The organism is Janthinobacterium sp. GW822-FHT07H11 (assembly GCF_058798615.1).
This window is the reverse complement of record NZ_CM179507.1, coordinates 38,833-53,657: the sequence shown is the minus strand read 5'-3', so window position 1 is coordinate 53,657 and position 14,825 is coordinate 38,833. Positions and strand designations below refer to the sequence as shown.

The window sequence follows — 14,825 nt, the reverse complement described above, 5'->3', positions numbered from 1 at the left end:
CCTCAATTGCCGCGATACGTGGAAAAGCCGAAAGGGCTGAGCAGCAGCGGAATGTGGTAGTGCTGGTCGGTCTTTTCCACGTGAAATTGCACGGGAATTTCCGGGAAGAATGTTTCCTGCTTCAGCCGCGCATAGTGTTCGCCTGTTTTAAACACGATGCGGTAGTCGCCCGCCTGCAAGGGTTGATTTTCCGGATACATGGCCGCGATGCGTCCCTGCGCATTCGTCACGGCGCTGCCCAGCTGTTTCCAGTCGGGGCCCTGCTTTTGCTCCAGAGTCACCGTCACGCCTGCCGTCGGCTGGCCGCTCTGTAAATCCAGGATGTGCACGCTTAAGGGGTTGGCGGCCAGGGCCAGGGTGGACAGGCTGGCGAAGGCCAGGGCGGCGGTGATTTTTTTCAAATAGGTCATTGTTGTTGCTTTCACAGGGTGGGGGAATCGAGTTCGGGGACGGCGGCCAGGGCGGCCAGGGCACAGGCCCGGTCTGGCAGGGCGCCGCCGCCGCCGGCCACGCCAATGGCGCCGATGACTTCGCCCTTGGCCCGCAAGGGCAGGCCGCCGCCCAGCAGCAACAGTTCCGGCACGGTCGTCAGATTGGCCATGTCGGGATTGCCGCGCGCGGCCACGGCCAGCGCCTGGGTATCGTTTTTCGTCGACAGGGCCGTATACGCCTTGCGCCGGCTGGCTTCCGTGTTGTGCGGCCCGACGCCATCGGCGCGCTGCACGGTCACGAGATTGCCGCCACGGTCGAGCACGCTGACGACGATGTGCCGGCCTTGCGCCTGGCACGCGGCCACGGCCGCGTTGGCCAGCTTGTTGGCCGCCGCCAGCGACAGGTCGTCGACCTGGCGCAGCTGGGCGTGGGCTGGGCTGGCCAGCAGGCACAGCAGGGTACTGCCGAAAAGTAGGGTTTTCATGTGGCCTCCATGGAATCAAGTGGCGCCAGTATGCTCAGTGTTACCCTACGCGAAGATGATCGCCGCATGACATTTTTATCATCCGCGGCGGTCCGTGCGCGGCGTAGAATGGTTTTAACTTCCCTTTAGAAAGCCGCCATGCGTATCCTGGTAATCGAAGACGAACCGAAGACGGGCGACTACCTGCTGCGCGGCCTGGCCGAGTCCGGCTTTACGGTCAGCCTGGCGCGCAATGGCCGCGACGGCCTGCACATGGCAAGTGCGGAGTCGCCCGATCTCATCGTGCTTGACGTGATGCTGCCCATCATGGATGGCTGGCAAGTGCTGCGCGCGCTGCGGCTGCAGGAGGGCGGCGCGGACGTGCCCGTGATTTTCCTGACGGCGCGCGACGAGGTGCAAGACCGCGTAAAAGGGCTGGAACTGGGCGCCGACGATTACCTGGTGAAACCGTTCGCCTTTGCCGAGCTGGTGGCGCGCATCCGCACGCTGCTGCGGCGCGGGCCGCCGCGCGAGGACGACGTCATCCGCATTGGCGACATGGAAATCGATGTGATGAAACGCAAGGTCAGCCGGCAAGGCCAGCGCATCGCCCTGACGGCCAAGGAATTCGGCTTGCTGCATTTGCTGGCGCGGCGCCAGGGCGAGGTCTTGTCGCGCTCCATCATCGCCTCGCAAGTGTGGGACATCAATTTCGAGAGCGACACCAACGTCATCGACGCGGCCATCCGCCGCCTGCGCAGCAAGCTCGACGACCCGTTCGAACCCAAGCTGATCCACACCTTGCGGGGCATGGGCTATGTCTGCGAATTGCGCGCGCCCACGGCGCCCGACCATGGCGCCGCCGCATGAAGCTGGCAGAACTGCGCCGCTCGCTGACCCTGCGCGTCACGCTCGTCTTCGTATTGATCGTGGCGCTCGTCTCGGCCGGGCTGGGCATGCATCTGTACCGTTCATTTGTGGCGGAAATCGAGCGCCGCGACGATATCTTGTTGCTGGGAAAACTGCGGCAGATCCAGCAGCTACTCGGCAATGCAGGCACGCTCGACATCATCCGCGAGCGGCCCCAGTATTTTCGCGACACCATGAGCGGGCAAGAGAATTCCCTGGTGCGCATCGTGCGCGCCGATGGCACGCGTTTGATCGATGTCAATCCGAACGGCGAGAACGTCGCGCATGCTGTTCCGGTGGCCGTCGATGCGCCCGTGGCGGCCAGTGCGATTGTCAGCTGGACCAGCCGCGACGGTTATCCGGCCCGGGTCGTGGCGGCCAGCGCGCGCATCGGCGATCCGGCGCAGATGGCCGACATTGTCGTCGCCCGCGTGTATGGCGATCGCACGGCCATGTTTGCCGCCTATCGCTGGCAGATCGTCGTCTCCGTGGCCGTCAGCGCGCTGGTGGCGGCGCTGCTGGCCAGCGTGATGCTGCTGCGGGGCTTGCGGCCGCTGCGCAATATCGCCGCCCATGCGGCCCTGGTGCGGCCTGGCAAGCTAGGCCAGCAGCTGGAGGCGCGCGATGCGCCGACGGAATTGCTGCCGCTGATCCAGGCCTTGAACGCCATGCTGGCGCGGTTGCAGGAAGGGTATGCGCGGCTGTCGCAGTTTTCCGCCGATCTGGCGCATGAATTCCGCACGCCCGTCACCAATCTGCTGGGGCAAAGCCAGGTCATGCTGGCGCGCCCGCGCAGCGCGCACGAGTATGAACAGCTGGTATCGTCGAACGTGGAAGAGCTGGAACGGCTGTCGCGCATGATCGACAGCATGCTGTTTCTGGCGCGCGCGCAGCAGGATGAAATGGTGCTCGTCAAGCAAGCCTTGCCCGTGCAGGAAGAGTTCTTGCGCCTGGCCGATTTCTTCGAAGGCCTGGCCGAGGAGCGGGGGCTGGCGCTGGCCTGCCACGGCAGCGGCACCGTGACGGCCGAGCCGCAACTGCTGCGCCGCGCGCTGGGCAATTTGCTGTCGAATGCGATCCGCCATGCGGCGCCCGGCAGCACGATCATATTGCGTTCGCATCAAACGGGCACGGGCATGGAACTCAGCGTCACGAATCTGGGGCCGGCCATCCCCGCGCGCCACTTGCCCCACCTGTTCGAGCGTTTCTACCGCGCCGACCCGGCCCGCAGCGATTCGGCCGCCTCCACAGGATTAGGGCTGGCCATCGTCACGGCCATCATGCAGTTGCATGGCGGCAGCGCGAGCGTGGCGTCCGACGCGGCCGCCACGACGTTTACCTTGGTTTTCCCGGCGTAATATTGACGGTGCTGGTGTCGGATTACGCGCTGGCGCGCCAATCCGACCTACGCCTGCCAATCAGCCCATCTCCACCAAAAACTCATGCATGCCCGTATGCGGCAATTGCGCGCACGCTGGCGCAAAATGCGGCAACTGGCCCCACAGCAAGGGGTTGCCGACGATGTACACATAATGCTGGGCGCGCGTGAGGGCCACGTTGAGCAAATTCGGTGTACCGGCCGCCCATTGCGCGGCGCCGGCCGTGCTGTCGTCGGCGCCCAGGACCAGCATCACCACGCTTTGTTCCTTGCCCTGGAAGGTATGCACGGTGCCCACCATCTGGCTGCTCCACTGGCGCAAGTCGCGCGCCGTCGGAGCCTTGCCGTAGCCGAGGCGACGGTCCCAGTCCATGTCGACTATGCGCGAGCGCAATTCGTTGCGCACGGCCTTGAACGGCGTGATCACATACATCTCGGGCAACTTGCCATCGCGGCGGTATAGTTTTAGTAACACTTCCAGCACGAAATCGAGCTGCACCGGCACCACCTGCTTGTAGCTGACGGGGCCGACGGCGTCGATCCAGCAGCTCGGGCCCCGCGTCAGGCCGCGCGCGCCGGCCGGCGGCGTGCGTTCCGCCAGCCCGTAGACCATCTTGTCCTCGTAGGCGATGGCGTTGGCCAGCGAGAACATCGGTTCCACGCAGCGGCGGTGCACGCGCAGGGGGCTGCCTATCCACAGCGGCTGCGCGCTGCCGGCGCCGACAAGGGCACCGTAGCGGTTGGCCTTGTCCGCCAGGGTCTGCACGGACACGGAAGTCGGCGCATAGCTGCCGTCCTGCGTATGCGGCGACAGGGCGGACAGGGTCTGCACGAGGCGGCCCGGCACCGTAAACACAGGTTCGATCTGCAGCGGATCGCCGACGACGACGGCGCGCCGGGCGCGCCACAGGCTGCCCAGGGCCGCCTGCGGCACGGCCTGGCCCGCCTCGTCGATGAACAGCCAGCCCAGCGACTCGGGACCCATGCCCTGGAACTGGCGCGCGAACGAGGCGAACGTGGTCGACACGACAGGCACGACCATGAACAGGCTGTGCCACACCATGGCGATGTGCGACTGGTCGTAGGCGCGCTTGTTTTTCAGCAATTTCGACACGGCCAGCAAGTTGCCGCCAAAGCCGGGGCCGCCCTTTTTCGCCACTTCGGCCAGCCATGCTTCGTGCAGGGCCAGGGCCTTGGCGAACAGGCGCGAGCGCAAGCGGGCCAGTGCCGCTTCATGCCACAGGCCGCCAATTTGCAGGGCGTCGCCGTCCAGCTCGTCCAGGGTGGCCGGCGCGACGATGGTGGGGAAACGCATGCGCGCGCGGCGCAGCAGTTCCGTGCTGTCGTCCCATTCGCGCTGGCGCGACTGCGCCGTGCGCAGGGCGACGTGCAGGCTGTTGCGGGCGCGTTCGCAGCGCGGCTCCAGCTCGCCCTTGAGCAGCAGTTTGATGGCGGAGACGTCGCGCGCGGCCTGGCGCTGTGCCTCGGCGTTGGCGATGACGGCGTCCTTGTAGGCGCGCGCCGGTGCCGTGCGGAACAGCCGCGCGAAAAAGCCCGGTTGCGTCAGCGCCACCAGGCGCTCTTCTTCCAGCAATTCCTTCTTGCTGGCAAGCAAAGTGTCCTGCTGCGCCAGCGCGGCGGACAGCGCGCCATTGGCCGCATCCATTTCTTGCTCGGCTTCAATCAGCGCCTGCTGGCTGGCGTGCATGAATTCGGCTTGCGTGCAGGTGCCCACGGCCTGCCACAGGGCCGCATACTGCGCCTGCTCGGCCAGCGCCTTTTCCACCACGTGCTGCGTTTCGCGGAACTCGCGCGCGGCCTGGGCGAAGCCCACGCCCTGGTAGCTGGCCAGCCACTGGCGGATGTTCTGCGCGTTCGGCGTCTTGCGCGGCGTGCTCTTGTCCCAGTCGTCGTCATAGAAATTGCTGATGAAGCGGCGGCGGTTGGCGCCATTGCCCAGTGCACAGGACATCAAGCCCCATGGCGCCTCTTCCTCGGTCAGCGTACGGTTGGCGCCATTGCCATCGGCCACGACCCGGCGCGCGACGCTTTCAAAGTAGCGCGTGCGCGCCCATTCCTTGCCCAGTTGTTTCGGTTTCGGCAGGTCGCCGGAAATGTTTTCCACCGCCGCATTGTTTGACGAGGCGACGACCATTTCAAAGCCCGTCAGTTCCGGGCGCAAGCGGGCAATCGTGATCGGGTCGCGCACGCCTTCGAAGGCCACGGCCACCTTGCCGATGAAAGCGTCGGCGGCGCGGTCCAGGCAGGACAGCACGCTGGCGCGCCGTACGATGTTGTCGGCGAACAATTCGCGCAATAACGTCGTCTTGCCCGTGCCGGGCGGGCCATTGACGGAAAAGATGCCGCGTTCGCTCAAGCCCGTGCGCGCGCCATGGATGGCGAACTGCTGCATCAGGCTCATGGCGTAGCTGGCGTCTTCCAGCCAGTGGCCGCGGTTCATGTTGCCGGGATTGAGCATGGCGGCCAGCGCCTGGCGTCCTGCCGGGCTGTACAGGTCGATACGCTCGTCCTGCGCCAGCGGCGTCAGGTAGGCGGCGACCGTCGCGGGCAACTTGCCGCCACGCAAGGCGCGGATGATCTGTTCCAGGTCGTCGAGGTAAAAACTGTTGAGGATATCGATCGATGGCTCCACCGCGTCGCCGAAGTCCAGCGTGCGGTTCTCGCTTTTTTCAGCGCCGTCGGGCACCTCCCTGGCGGTGCGTTTCTTGCGCGTGCGCAACTCCAGCACGGCCAGCGGCTGGCCGGCGGACGGGTGGAAACCGGCCCAGTCGCGCAGCAGGTCGGCCAGGGCCGCGATTTCCATGCCGGACAGGGGCGACGAGACATTGCCTGCCTCGTCCGTCACCTGCTGCGATATGCGGCTTGCGGCGAAGTTGCGCAGGCTGTCCTGCAGGGTCAGCTGGCTGTCGCTGAAGGCGTCCAGGCTCAGGCCCGACCAGTCCGGCGTGCGGGCGCGGCCCAGGGCCCAAGGCAAGGTCGATACGGAGATAGGGTCGAACTGCGGCTCGCCCAGCGCATTGAGGTTCAGGCGGGCAAAGCAGGAGCGTCCCAGCAGTTCCGTCTTTTCGGTTTCGGCGATGTTTTCCGGGCCGTTGGCCGGCGGGCAAGCCTTGTGGATTTCGGCCTTGTCGAACACCCCGAGGAACAGTGAAAAGCCGTCGATTTCGCGGTCGGAAGGCACTGGCCATTGCGTGGCGAACTGCGGCGGCAGCTGCGCCAGCTGTTCGCGGTGAAGGAGACGCACGGTGGACTGGTCTTCGACTTCCGTGATTTGATTCAGGTCAAACGGGATAAAAAATTCGATCTTGTGCCAATACTCCAGGATAGCCAGGAGGCGCTGCTGTTCTGCCTGATTCATGATGACCAATATTTTGTAAAGCGAGCGAGGATTGTAAAGCGTATGCGCGGCGCGTGTTTTGCACTTTTGCCTATTGCGCGGGCTTTGCCGCAAAAAAAGTGGCGCTTGCAGGCGAAAAAAAGCCAGGCAGCAACTTCCTGCCTGGCCTTCCCCGTCGCGATGTTGCTGGGCGTTAAAACTCGTGTCTTAAAACTTGTGTCTTAAAACTCGTGTCTTAAAACTCGTGTCTTAAAACTCTTCCCATTCGCTTTCGGCAGCCGCATTGCCGCGGCGCGCCGGCGCGGCGGCCACGGCCTGGCGCACGGGGGCCTTGCGGATGGCGGGGCGCGCCGGCGCCGGTGCCGCGATGCTGCTGCGGGCGGCGGCCGGTTTTACTGCCGGTTGATGTGCCGCAACGGCATTGCCCGTCTTGAAGAAGCCCACCACGTGCGCCAGTTCGCCCGCCTGTTCCTGCATGCTTTGCGAGGCGGCCGCCGCTTCTTCCACCAGGGCCGCATTTTGCTGCGTCACTTCATCCATCTGGGCGATGGCCATGTTGATCTGTTCGATGCCGATGGTTTGCTCGTGCGTGGCGGAGGTAATCTCTCCCATGATGTCGGTCACGCGCACGATGCTGTCGACGATGTCGCCCATGGTCTGGCCCGCTTCATTGACGAGGCGCGAACCCGTATCGACGTTGGCCACCGAGGCGGCGATCAATTCCTTGATTTCCTTGGCGGCCGAGGCCGAACGGTGCGCCAGGTTGCGCACCTCGGTGGCGACGACGGCGAAGCCGCGGCCCTGTTCGCCCGCGCGCGCCGCTTCCACGGCCGCGTTCAGGGCCAGGATATTGGTCTGGAAGGCGATGCCGTCGATGACGCCGATGATGTCGACGATTTTCCTCGACGACTCGTTGATCGTGCCCATGGTCTCGACCACTTGCGAGACGATGCTGCCGCCGCGCACGGCCACTTCCGAGGCGCTTTTCGCCAGCTGGTTCGCCTGGCGCGCATTGTCCGCATTCTGCTTCACGGTGGAGGTCAGTTCTTCCATCGACGAGGCTGTTTCTTCCAAGGAACTGGCTTGCTCTTCCGTGCGCGAGGACAGGTCGAGGTTGCCGGCGGCAATTTCGCTCGATGCCGTGGCGATGGCATCCGTGCCGTGGCGCACCTGCGCCACCACGCCCAATAAACTGTCGTTCATGGCCTTCAGGGCGCCCAGCAAACGGCCCGTTTCATCGCCGGAATTGACGACGATGTGCGACGACAGGTCGCCCGAGGCCACGGTTTCGGCCACGCTGACGGCCGCATTGATGGGACGGGTGATCGAGCGCGTGATGATCCAGGCAACGAAGGCGCCCAGCAGCACGGCCACGCTGCCCAGGGTAATCATGGACGCGCGCGCGCTGGTGCTCAGCGTTTCCGCATCCAGTGCCGCCTGCGCCGCCTGCTCGCCTTCATAGGCCACCAGGCTGTCGAGCGCGCCGAGCACGCGCTTCAGGCTCGGCGCCGCCTGCTGGGTCAGGAAGGCGATCGCTTCGTCCGTCTGTCCCGCATTGCGCAATTCGATGACCTTGTTATTCAGCGGCGCGCCCGATTTCAGTGCCGCGTCGAGTTCGGCCATCAGCGCCGTTTCCTTGTCCGTGGAGATTTTCTTTTGCAAGGTTTCCTTGGCGGCACCGTATTTCTTGCGCGCTTCGCCGATTTTTGCCAGTTCCGCCTGCACCAGCGCCTCGCTCGGTGCCACCACCACGCTGGTGATCGCCAGTGTGATATTGCGCACGTTGTCGCTCATGGTATTGGCGGCCGCCATCTTGACGTTCTTGTCGGCGACGATGTCGTGCGTGCGCTCGCTCAGTTGCGCCATGGAATACAGGCCGACAAGCAAGACGGCCACCAGCAGGCCGAGGACGACAGCAAATCCGATCCCGAGCCGGGTACCGATTTTGTATTGTGTGAGTGACATGATTGCTTTCGTGTTTCTGAATTGAGAGGAAACGGCGGACAGACTGCTGGCCGGGCACGGCGATACCGTGTTACTACGGGTTTATACGTAGCGGAGCCAGCATGTAATTGTTCCTCAAAATTTCACAGGGCAATACAAATAATTGTATCAAGTGGGTGAAAAGTTAAATAATTGGCAGCTTATGAAATAAGTTGTCGTCTGGAAACAACGTGCAAAGGCCTTGCATGCGCCATCAGCGCCGGGGGAAGACCTCGCTGGCCATGAAATCGATGAAGGCGCGCAGCTTGGGCGTCAGGTGGCGGCTGCTGGGCCACAGGATGCGGAAGGCGCCATCATGCCGGCTGTGCTCGCCAAGCACGACTTGCAGGCGGCCGGCGCCAAGCGCGTCGCGCACGGCGAAGTCGGGCAGGGCAGCAATGCCGAGACCGTTTTCGGCGAAGTGCAGCAGGGTGTCGACGCTGTTGGAGGTGAGCTTGGCGCACAGGCCGGTGGCCAGCAGGCCGGTCCACTGCGGCAGCGGCCATGCTTCGATCTTGCCGCTGCTGGGAAATTTGTACAGCAAGCAAGTATGGCGGACCAGGTCCCCGGGCCATGCCGGCATGCCGTGCCGGGCCACGTAGGCGGGCGAGGCCACCAGTTGCAGATGAAACTGGCCCAGCTGCCGGCTCATCAGGCGGCTATCGGCGCTTTCGCCCGCGCGCACCACGGCGTCATAGCCTTCTTCGATCACATCCACGCGCCGGTTGCTGAAGTCGAGATCGAGTTCCACCTGCGGATAGGCGCGCGCGAACGCGGCCAGCACGGGATTGAGCAGGCTGCCCACCAGCGGCAGGCTGACGCGCAGGCGTCCTTGCGGCGCGCTCTTGCTGTCAGACAGCTCCAGCTCCGCCGCCTCGATTTCGCCGAGGATGCGCCGGCAGCGTTCCAGGAAGACCGTGCCTTCGCTGGTCAGCGCGATGCTGCGCGTGCTGCGGTGGAACAGGCGCACGCCGAGGCGCTCTTCCAGCCGCGCGATGCTCTTGCCGACGGCGGAGGCGGAAATGCCCAGCACGCGGCCGGCCGCCACGAAACTGCGCGTTTCCGCCGCCTGCACGAAGGCCGTGAATCCTGCCAGGTTATCCATATCGCTGCGTCAATTGCGGATACAAGCGTCCGCTCAGAAAGAAACTATAGCCTATTTTTCTTTTATCGCGCCGGCTTTACCTTGCAAGCCTGATCATTTGAAAGGTTGCCATGAATCCATTCTTATCTCCTTCGGCCTTGTCTGGCCGCATCGATGCCTTGCTGGCGCAGGTACTGCAAGAACAGCGGCTGGCGGGCGCCGTGATCCTCGTGCGCCACCAGGGCCGGCCGGTATACGGCCGCGCGGCGGGCCACCTGGACCGGGAAGCGGGCTTGCCCATGCGCGAGGATGCGCTGTTCCGCCTGGCGTCCGTCAGCAAGCCCATCGTTTCCACGGCCGCGCTGGCGCTGGTGGGGCAAGGCCGCCTGCAACTGGACGATCCGGTGCGGCGCTGGCTGCCGTACTTCCAGCCGCGCCAGCCCGACGGCGCCGTGGCGGCCATGACGGTGCGCCATCTGCTCACGCATACGGCGGGGCTCGACTACGGTTTTTTCCAGCCGCCGGGCGGGCCATACGCGCAGGCCGGGATATCGGACGGCATGGATGCGGCGGCTATCTCGCTGGAAGAAAACCTGCGCCGCCTGGCCACGCTGCCGCTGGCATATGCGCCGGGCGAGCGCTGGGCGTATTCGATCGCCACCGATGTGCTGGGCGCCGTGATCGAGCAGGCGGCCGGCCTGCCGCTGGCGCGCGCGGTGGAAGCGCTGGTGACGGCGCCGCTGGCCATGCATGACACGGCTTTCGTGGCCTGCGACCCGGCGCGCCTGGCCGTGGCCTATGCGGACCGCGCGCACGGGCAGGCGCAGCCGCGGCGCCTGCTCGAGCACGGCGACGATCATTTGCCCTTCCTCGATGGCATGGCCGGTTTTGCCCTGTCGCCGGCGCGCGCCCTCGATGCGCGCGCCTATCCATCGGGCGGCGCCGGCATGGTCGGCTCGGCGCCCGACTTCATGCGCTTGCTGGAAGCCTTGCGTCTTGGCGGCGCACCCGTGCTGCCGCCCGCGCTGGCGCGCGAGATGGGGCGCAGCCAGACCGGCGAGGTCGACCTGCCGTTCTGGCCCGGGCGCGGCTTCGGCCTGGGTTTTACCGTGCTCGACGACCCGCAGGCGGCGGCCACGCCGGAAGCGGCCGGCAGCTGGCGCATGGGCGGCACCTACGGCCATTCTTGGTTCGTCGACCCGGCGCGCGAGCTGTCCGTGGTGGCCTTCACGAATACGGCGCTGGAAGGCATGGCGGGCCCGTTCGTGGGCGAGCTGTGCCAGGCCGTGTACGGCGCGGGGGAGCGGCGATGAGGCGTCCGCATCCCGTGGTTTTCCTCGCGCTGGGCCTGTTCGGCGTGTATTGCATCGAATTTGGCGTGGTGGGCATCCTGCCGATGATCATGGCGCGTTTCCAGGTGACGGCGGCGCGCGCGGGCTGGTTGGTGAGCCTGTTCGCGCTGGTGATTGCCGTGGGCGGCCCCTTCCTTGTCCTGCTGGCCACGCGCTGGCGCCGCAAGCCGGTGCTGATCATCTCCTTGTGCGTCTTTGCGCTGGCCAGCGCAGCCTCGGCGTTTGCGCCCCGGTTTGAGCTGCTGCTGGCGCTGCGCATCGTGCCGGCCCTGTTCCATCCCGTGTATTTTTCGCTGGCGATGGTGGCCGCCGCCGCCCTGTATCCGCCGCGGCAGGCGGCGCGGGCTGGCGCGCATGCGTTCACGGGCACCAGCATGGGCATGGTGCTGGGCATCCCGCTGACCACCTGGATCGCGGCGCAATATGGCTATGAAGAATCCTTCCTTGCCTGTGCCCTGGTCAACGCGCTGGCCGCGCTGGGCTTGTACCTGTTCCTGCCCGATACGCCGCGGGCCGCGCCCATGGCTTACGGGCGCCAGCTGGCCGTGCTGCGCAAGCCCGCGCTGTGGCTCAATATCGCCGCCGCCGTGCTGGTGTTTGCCGCCATGTTTTCCGTGTATGCGTATGCGGCCGCCTATCTGCAGCAGGTGGCGCGCTTGTCGGCGCGCCAGACGGGCCTGGTGCTGGTGGTGTTTGGCGCGGGCGGCGTGGCGGGCAATCTGTTCGCCGGGCGCCAGCTGGGCAATCACGTGCTGCGCACGGTGCTGCTGCAGCCGCTGCTGCTGGGACTGGCATATCTGTTGCTGTACCGCTATGCGGGTGCCGGTATCGGCGTGGCGGCGCTGGCGCTCCTGGCCCTGTTCTGGGGCGCGGCCCACACGAGCGGCCTGATCGTCACGCAAGTGTGGCTGAGCGCCGAAGCCAGGGAGGCGCCCGCGTTCGCCATCGGCGTGTACATCGCCGCCATCAACCTGGGCGTGACGGCTGGCGCCCTGGCAGGCGGCCTGGCGATCGCCCGCTACGGCATGCAGGGCGCCATCGCCAGCGGCCTGATACTGGCCGCGCTGGCGCTGCTGCTCATCGCATTCAAGGCATGGCGCTACCGCAGCCCCGCAGCCGGTGGGAGGGCGGCGCAAGTGCAATAGCAGATGGATATTGTCCGGGCCGGCCTGGATGGCGATGGCGGGGCTGGCCTGGCAGTGTAAAGTCTAAGTCCGAGCATGTTGCTACAGTTGCATCTTGCAATATTTAGTTATTAAATTTGCAATATGATGGGCGTATACGAGCACTCTATGTTAAAATCCGCCACATTTTATGACAGGTTCACTCGCTGCCATTGATACACCTGAGCGTCGCCATTTTCTGTCATCGCATCCAATTCCCCTACGGCTGAACGCGCCTTTTGGTCGATTTGCAGGCTGAAAAACACAACGCAACGATACATGCTGCTGACGCGGTTTTTTTTGACTAACAGAATTCATCCATGCGCCAAATCTCCCGTTATGCCTTTGCTGCCACTTTAGTTTTTGCAAGTGCTGCTGCTACTTCTCAAGAAATTAACAAAGGAGATCTGCCGGATCCCCGTACCAGCTTTGATCAAGTCCCGGTCAGTCCAGGTGATGTGCCTGTTGGTCAAAGTGGTTCGCAAGGCAAGGTCCGTATCAGCAACGCGACCGGCAATGCCCTCCCGAATGCGGTGGATGCTGTTAACGGCGGTCGCAATGGGGCCGCGGCCGGACGTGAAGTCTTGCAGCAGCAGACCGTGCTGGGTGCCGCAGCCCCGCGTCCCATCGTGATGAGTGAGTTTCAAAAATTTCTTTTTGAAAACACTGGCAAGAACCTGCCCATCTTTGGCAGCGAGTTTTTCGCCAATACCCCATCTACCTTTGCTCCTATCCTGAATTCTCCCGTGCCTGCGGATTATCTGCTGGGGCCCGGCGACGAACTGTTGATACGTGCCTGGGGTTCGATCGATATCGATTTCCGTGCCACCATCGACCGTAACGGTACGGTGACGATTCCGACGGTTGGCGCTGTCGTGCTTGGTGGCGTCAAAGCTGGCGAGGCCGAGGATGTGGTGCGAGGCGCGATTGGCAGGCTCTACAAGGGAGTCACTTTGAGCGTGAACTTTGGCCAGTTGCGTGCAATTACGGTGTATGTGGTGGGGCAGGCCAGCCGTCCCGGCACGTATACTGTGTCTAGTTTGTCGACACTGGTCACCGCACTGTTCGCGAGTGGCGGACCCAATGCCAATGGCAGTATGCGCCGGGTACAGGTCAAGCGTGCTGGCAAGGTCGTTGCCGAGCTGGATCTGTACGCCTTCATCGCCAAGGGGGATAAATCGGCCGACATCAAGCTGCAGGATGGCGATGCGATCTACATTCCCGCCGCCGGTGGCTACGTGGCGCTGACCGGTAAGGTCAACAGCCCAGCTATTTACGAACTGCGCACTGCCAAGGATACGGTTGAATCTGTGCTTGATTTTGCCGGTGGGTTGCCAATTGTGGCAGATCCGCGTCGTGCCTTCCTGGAACGCGTCGATCCGACGAAGTCGCAGCCGCGTAGTGTCGAACAGTTCGCTTTGAGCGGAGAGGGTCTCAAGAAATCCCTGAAGAATGGTGATGTGCTTAATATTACATCGATAACTCCTGATTTCTCAAATGCGGTGGTGTTGCGCGGTAATGTAGACCAGCCTGTGCGTGCACCATTCAAATCGGGCATGCGTATAAGTGACTTGATTCCTAATCGTGACTTTCTGATGTCGCGGGCGTCGGTCCAGCGCCAGAACAGTACGCTTGAGCAGAGCGATACTGTCAATGTTGGCAATATTGCTTCGCGTATCGGCGGCTTGGTGGAAGAAATCAACTGGGATTATGCGGTGGTTGAGCGGGTCAATCGTAATGACTTAACCGTGAGTTTGATTCCTTTCAAACTGGGTAAAGTATTCGAGGACCCGTCCAGCGCGGAGAACGTGCAACTCCAGCCTGGCGATACTGTTACGATCTTCTCGCAGCAAGACGTATTGGTGCCGCTGGATAAACGGCGCGTGTTTGTCCGCGTCGAGGGCGAGGTCAATGTGCCCGGCGTATATCAGATGACGCCAGGCGAAAACTTGCAAGCGCTGTTGGCACGTGCAGGCGGTACGACGCCAAACGCGTATCTGTTCGGTACTGAGTTTTACCGTGAGCAAGTGCGCAAGGATCAGGAGCGGAATTTGGACAAGGTTGCCAGCCGCTTGGAGTCGCAGCTGCGTTCCGAGCAAACGCGCAATACCGCGAATAGCCACGCGGCCAATGCAGTTGATGCTCAATTGGCGGAAATTCAGCGCCAGGCTGAATTACGGAATGCACAAGAAACCATTGCTCGTTTCCGCCAGATGAAACCGACCGGTCGCATTGCGTTTGGCTTGCCTACCGAAGGAATTTCATCAGCCAGTCTGCCGGCATTGAAGCTGGAAAATGGCGACAAGCTGGTGGTGCCGTCGAAGCCTGACTTTGTTCATGTCTTCGGGGCAGTTAACGCTGAGTCGTCGGCAATCTGGCGGCAGAGTACTACAGTGGACAAATACCTGAAAGGTGCTGGTGTTACTGCCGACGCGGATTTGGAAAACGTCTTCATTATCCGTGCCGATGGCAGTATTGTCGGTGCCGATTCCGGAACCTGGTTCTCACGCGGTGTTGGCAGCGTATCTACGATGCCAGGCGATACCATTGTGGTCCCAGAGAAGCTCGATAAATCGACGGCATGGTCGCGCTTTACCGTCGGCGTGCGCGAATGGACTCAAATCCTTGCTAATTTTGGCTTGGGCGCGGCGGCTATCAAGGTATTGAAATAAGCGGGTTGGTGGAAAGAGACGAAATACTCTC

11 protein-coding genes are annotated in these 14,825 nt (G+C 63.5%); 6 read left to right on the top strand and 5 right to left on the bottom strand.

Features of this window, described 5'->3' with window-relative positions:
- Nucleotides 1-2 precede the first annotated feature (2 nt).
- Both uraH and AC3RCJ_RS00220 read right to left on the bottom strand, forming a co-directional pair.
- Nucleotides 3-410: a hydroxyisourate hydrolase gene (gene uraH / locus AC3RCJ_RS00225; protein WP_492961277.1), complete on the bottom strand. Its 408-nt coding sequence runs from the start codon at nt 408-410 to the stop codon at nt 3-5.
- Between the two features lie 11 nt (nt 411-421).
- A complete protein-coding gene (locus AC3RCJ_RS00220; protein ID WP_492961275.1) occupies nt 422-916 on the bottom strand; it encodes a GlcG/HbpS family heme-binding protein in 495 nt (164 codons plus the stop codon).
- A 138-nt stretch (nt 917-1,054) separates the two neighbouring features.
- On the opposite strand from AC3RCJ_RS00220, the gene AC3RCJ_RS00215 reads away from it, so the two are divergent.
- Nucleotides 1,055-1,765: a heavy metal response regulator transcription factor gene (locus tag AC3RCJ_RS00215; protein WP_492961273.1), complete on the top strand. Its 711-nt coding sequence runs from the start codon at nt 1,055-1,057 to the stop codon at nt 1,763-1,765.
- On the top strand, nt 1,762-3,162 hold the full coding sequence (locus AC3RCJ_RS00210) for a heavy metal sensor histidine kinase (protein WP_492961271.1): 1,401 nt from the start codon (nt 1,762-1,764) through the stop codon (nt 3,160-3,162). Before AC3RCJ_RS00215 ends, AC3RCJ_RS00210 begins: the two co-directional genes overlap by 4 nt.
- Before the next feature lie 60 nt (nt 3,163-3,222).
- Here the strand turns inward: AC3RCJ_RS00210 and AC3RCJ_RS00205 are convergent, their stop codons facing one another.
- Nucleotides 3,223-6,447 carry a DEAD/DEAH box helicase gene (locus AC3RCJ_RS00205; protein WP_492961269.1) on the bottom strand — a complete coding sequence of 1,075 codons (3,225 nt, stop codon included), beginning with the start codon at nt 6,445-6,447 and terminating at the stop codon, nt 3,223-3,225.
- On the opposite strand from AC3RCJ_RS00205, the gene AC3RCJ_RS00200 reads away from it, so the two are divergent.
- Nucleotides 6,433-6,765: a hypothetical protein gene (locus tag AC3RCJ_RS00200; protein ID WP_492961267.1), complete on the top strand. Its 333-nt coding sequence runs from the start codon at nt 6,433-6,435 to the stop codon at nt 6,763-6,765. The genes AC3RCJ_RS00205 and AC3RCJ_RS00200 overlap by 15 nt on opposite strands.
- A gap of 24 nt (nt 6,766-6,789) precedes the next feature.
- Here AC3RCJ_RS00200 and AC3RCJ_RS00195 read toward each other — a convergent pair whose 3' ends face one another.
- The gene (locus tag AC3RCJ_RS00195) at nt 6,790-8,505 is read right to left on the bottom strand and encodes a methyl-accepting chemotaxis protein (protein ID WP_492961265.1); all 1,716 of its coding nucleotides are present in this window, start codon (nt 8,503-8,505) and stop codon (nt 6,790-6,792) included.
- Between the two features lie 232 nt (nt 8,506-8,737).
- On the bottom strand, nt 8,738-9,628 hold the full coding sequence (locus AC3RCJ_RS00190) for a LysR family transcriptional regulator (protein WP_492961263.1): 891 nt from the start codon (nt 9,626-9,628) through the stop codon (nt 8,738-8,740).
- A 110-nt stretch (nt 9,629-9,738) separates the two neighbouring features.
- Between AC3RCJ_RS00190 and AC3RCJ_RS00185 the strand changes: the two genes are divergently transcribed.
- The 3 genes from AC3RCJ_RS00185 to AC3RCJ_RS00175 all read left to right on the top strand — a co-directional run bounded on the left by AC3RCJ_RS00185 (nt 9,739) and on the right by AC3RCJ_RS00175 (nt 14,794).
- On the top strand, nt 9,739-10,920 hold the full coding sequence (locus tag AC3RCJ_RS00185; RefSeq protein ID WP_492961261.1) for a serine hydrolase domain-containing protein: 1,182 nt from the start codon (nt 9,739-9,741) through the stop codon (nt 10,918-10,920).
- On the top strand, nt 10,917-12,104 hold the full coding sequence (locus AC3RCJ_RS00180; RefSeq protein WP_492961259.1) for an MFS transporter: 1,188 nt from the start codon (nt 10,917-10,919) through the stop codon (nt 12,102-12,104). The genes AC3RCJ_RS00185 and AC3RCJ_RS00180 overlap by 4 nt, the downstream gene beginning before the upstream one ends.
- A 338-nt stretch (nt 12,105-12,442) precedes the next feature.
- Nucleotides 12,443-14,794, top strand: coding sequence for a polysaccharide biosynthesis/export family protein (locus AC3RCJ_RS00175; RefSeq protein WP_492961257.1), 2,352 nt, complete (start codon nt 12,443-12,445; stop codon nt 14,792-14,794).
- Nucleotides 14,795-14,825 lie beyond the last annotated feature (31 nt).

Coding starts and splice junctions, on each gene's coding strand:
- AC3RCJ_RS00195 (WP_492961265.1), bottom strand. CDS start 8,505: ATGTCACTCACACAATACAAAATCGGTACCCGGCTCGGGATCGGATTT.
- AC3RCJ_RS00190 (WP_492961263.1), bottom strand. CDS start 9,628: ATGGATAACCTGGCAGGATTCACGGCCTTCGTGCAGGCGGCGGAAACG.
- AC3RCJ_RS00180 (WP_492961259.1), top strand. CDS start 10,917: ATGAGGCGTCCGCATCCCGTGGTTTTCCTCGCGCTGGGCCTGTTCGGC.
- uraH (WP_492961277.1), bottom strand. CDS start 410: ATGACCTATTTGAAAAAAATCACCGCCGCCCTGGCCTTCGCCAGCCTG.
- AC3RCJ_RS00215 (WP_492961273.1), top strand. CDS start 1,055: ATGCGTATCCTGGTAATCGAAGACGAACCGAAGACGGGCGACTACCTG.
- AC3RCJ_RS00175 (WP_492961257.1), top strand. CDS start 12,443: ATGCGCCAAATCTCCCGTTATGCCTTTGCTGCCACTTTAGTTTTTGCA.
- AC3RCJ_RS00220 (WP_492961275.1), bottom strand. CDS start 916: ATGAAAACCCTACTTTTCGGCAGTACCCTGCTGTGCCTGCTGGCCAGC.
- AC3RCJ_RS00210 (WP_492961271.1), top strand. CDS start 1,762: ATGAAGCTGGCAGAACTGCGCCGCTCGCTGACCCTGCGCGTCACGCTC.
- AC3RCJ_RS00185 (WP_492961261.1), top strand. CDS start 9,739: ATGAATCCATTCTTATCTCCTTCGGCCTTGTCTGGCCGCATCGATGCC.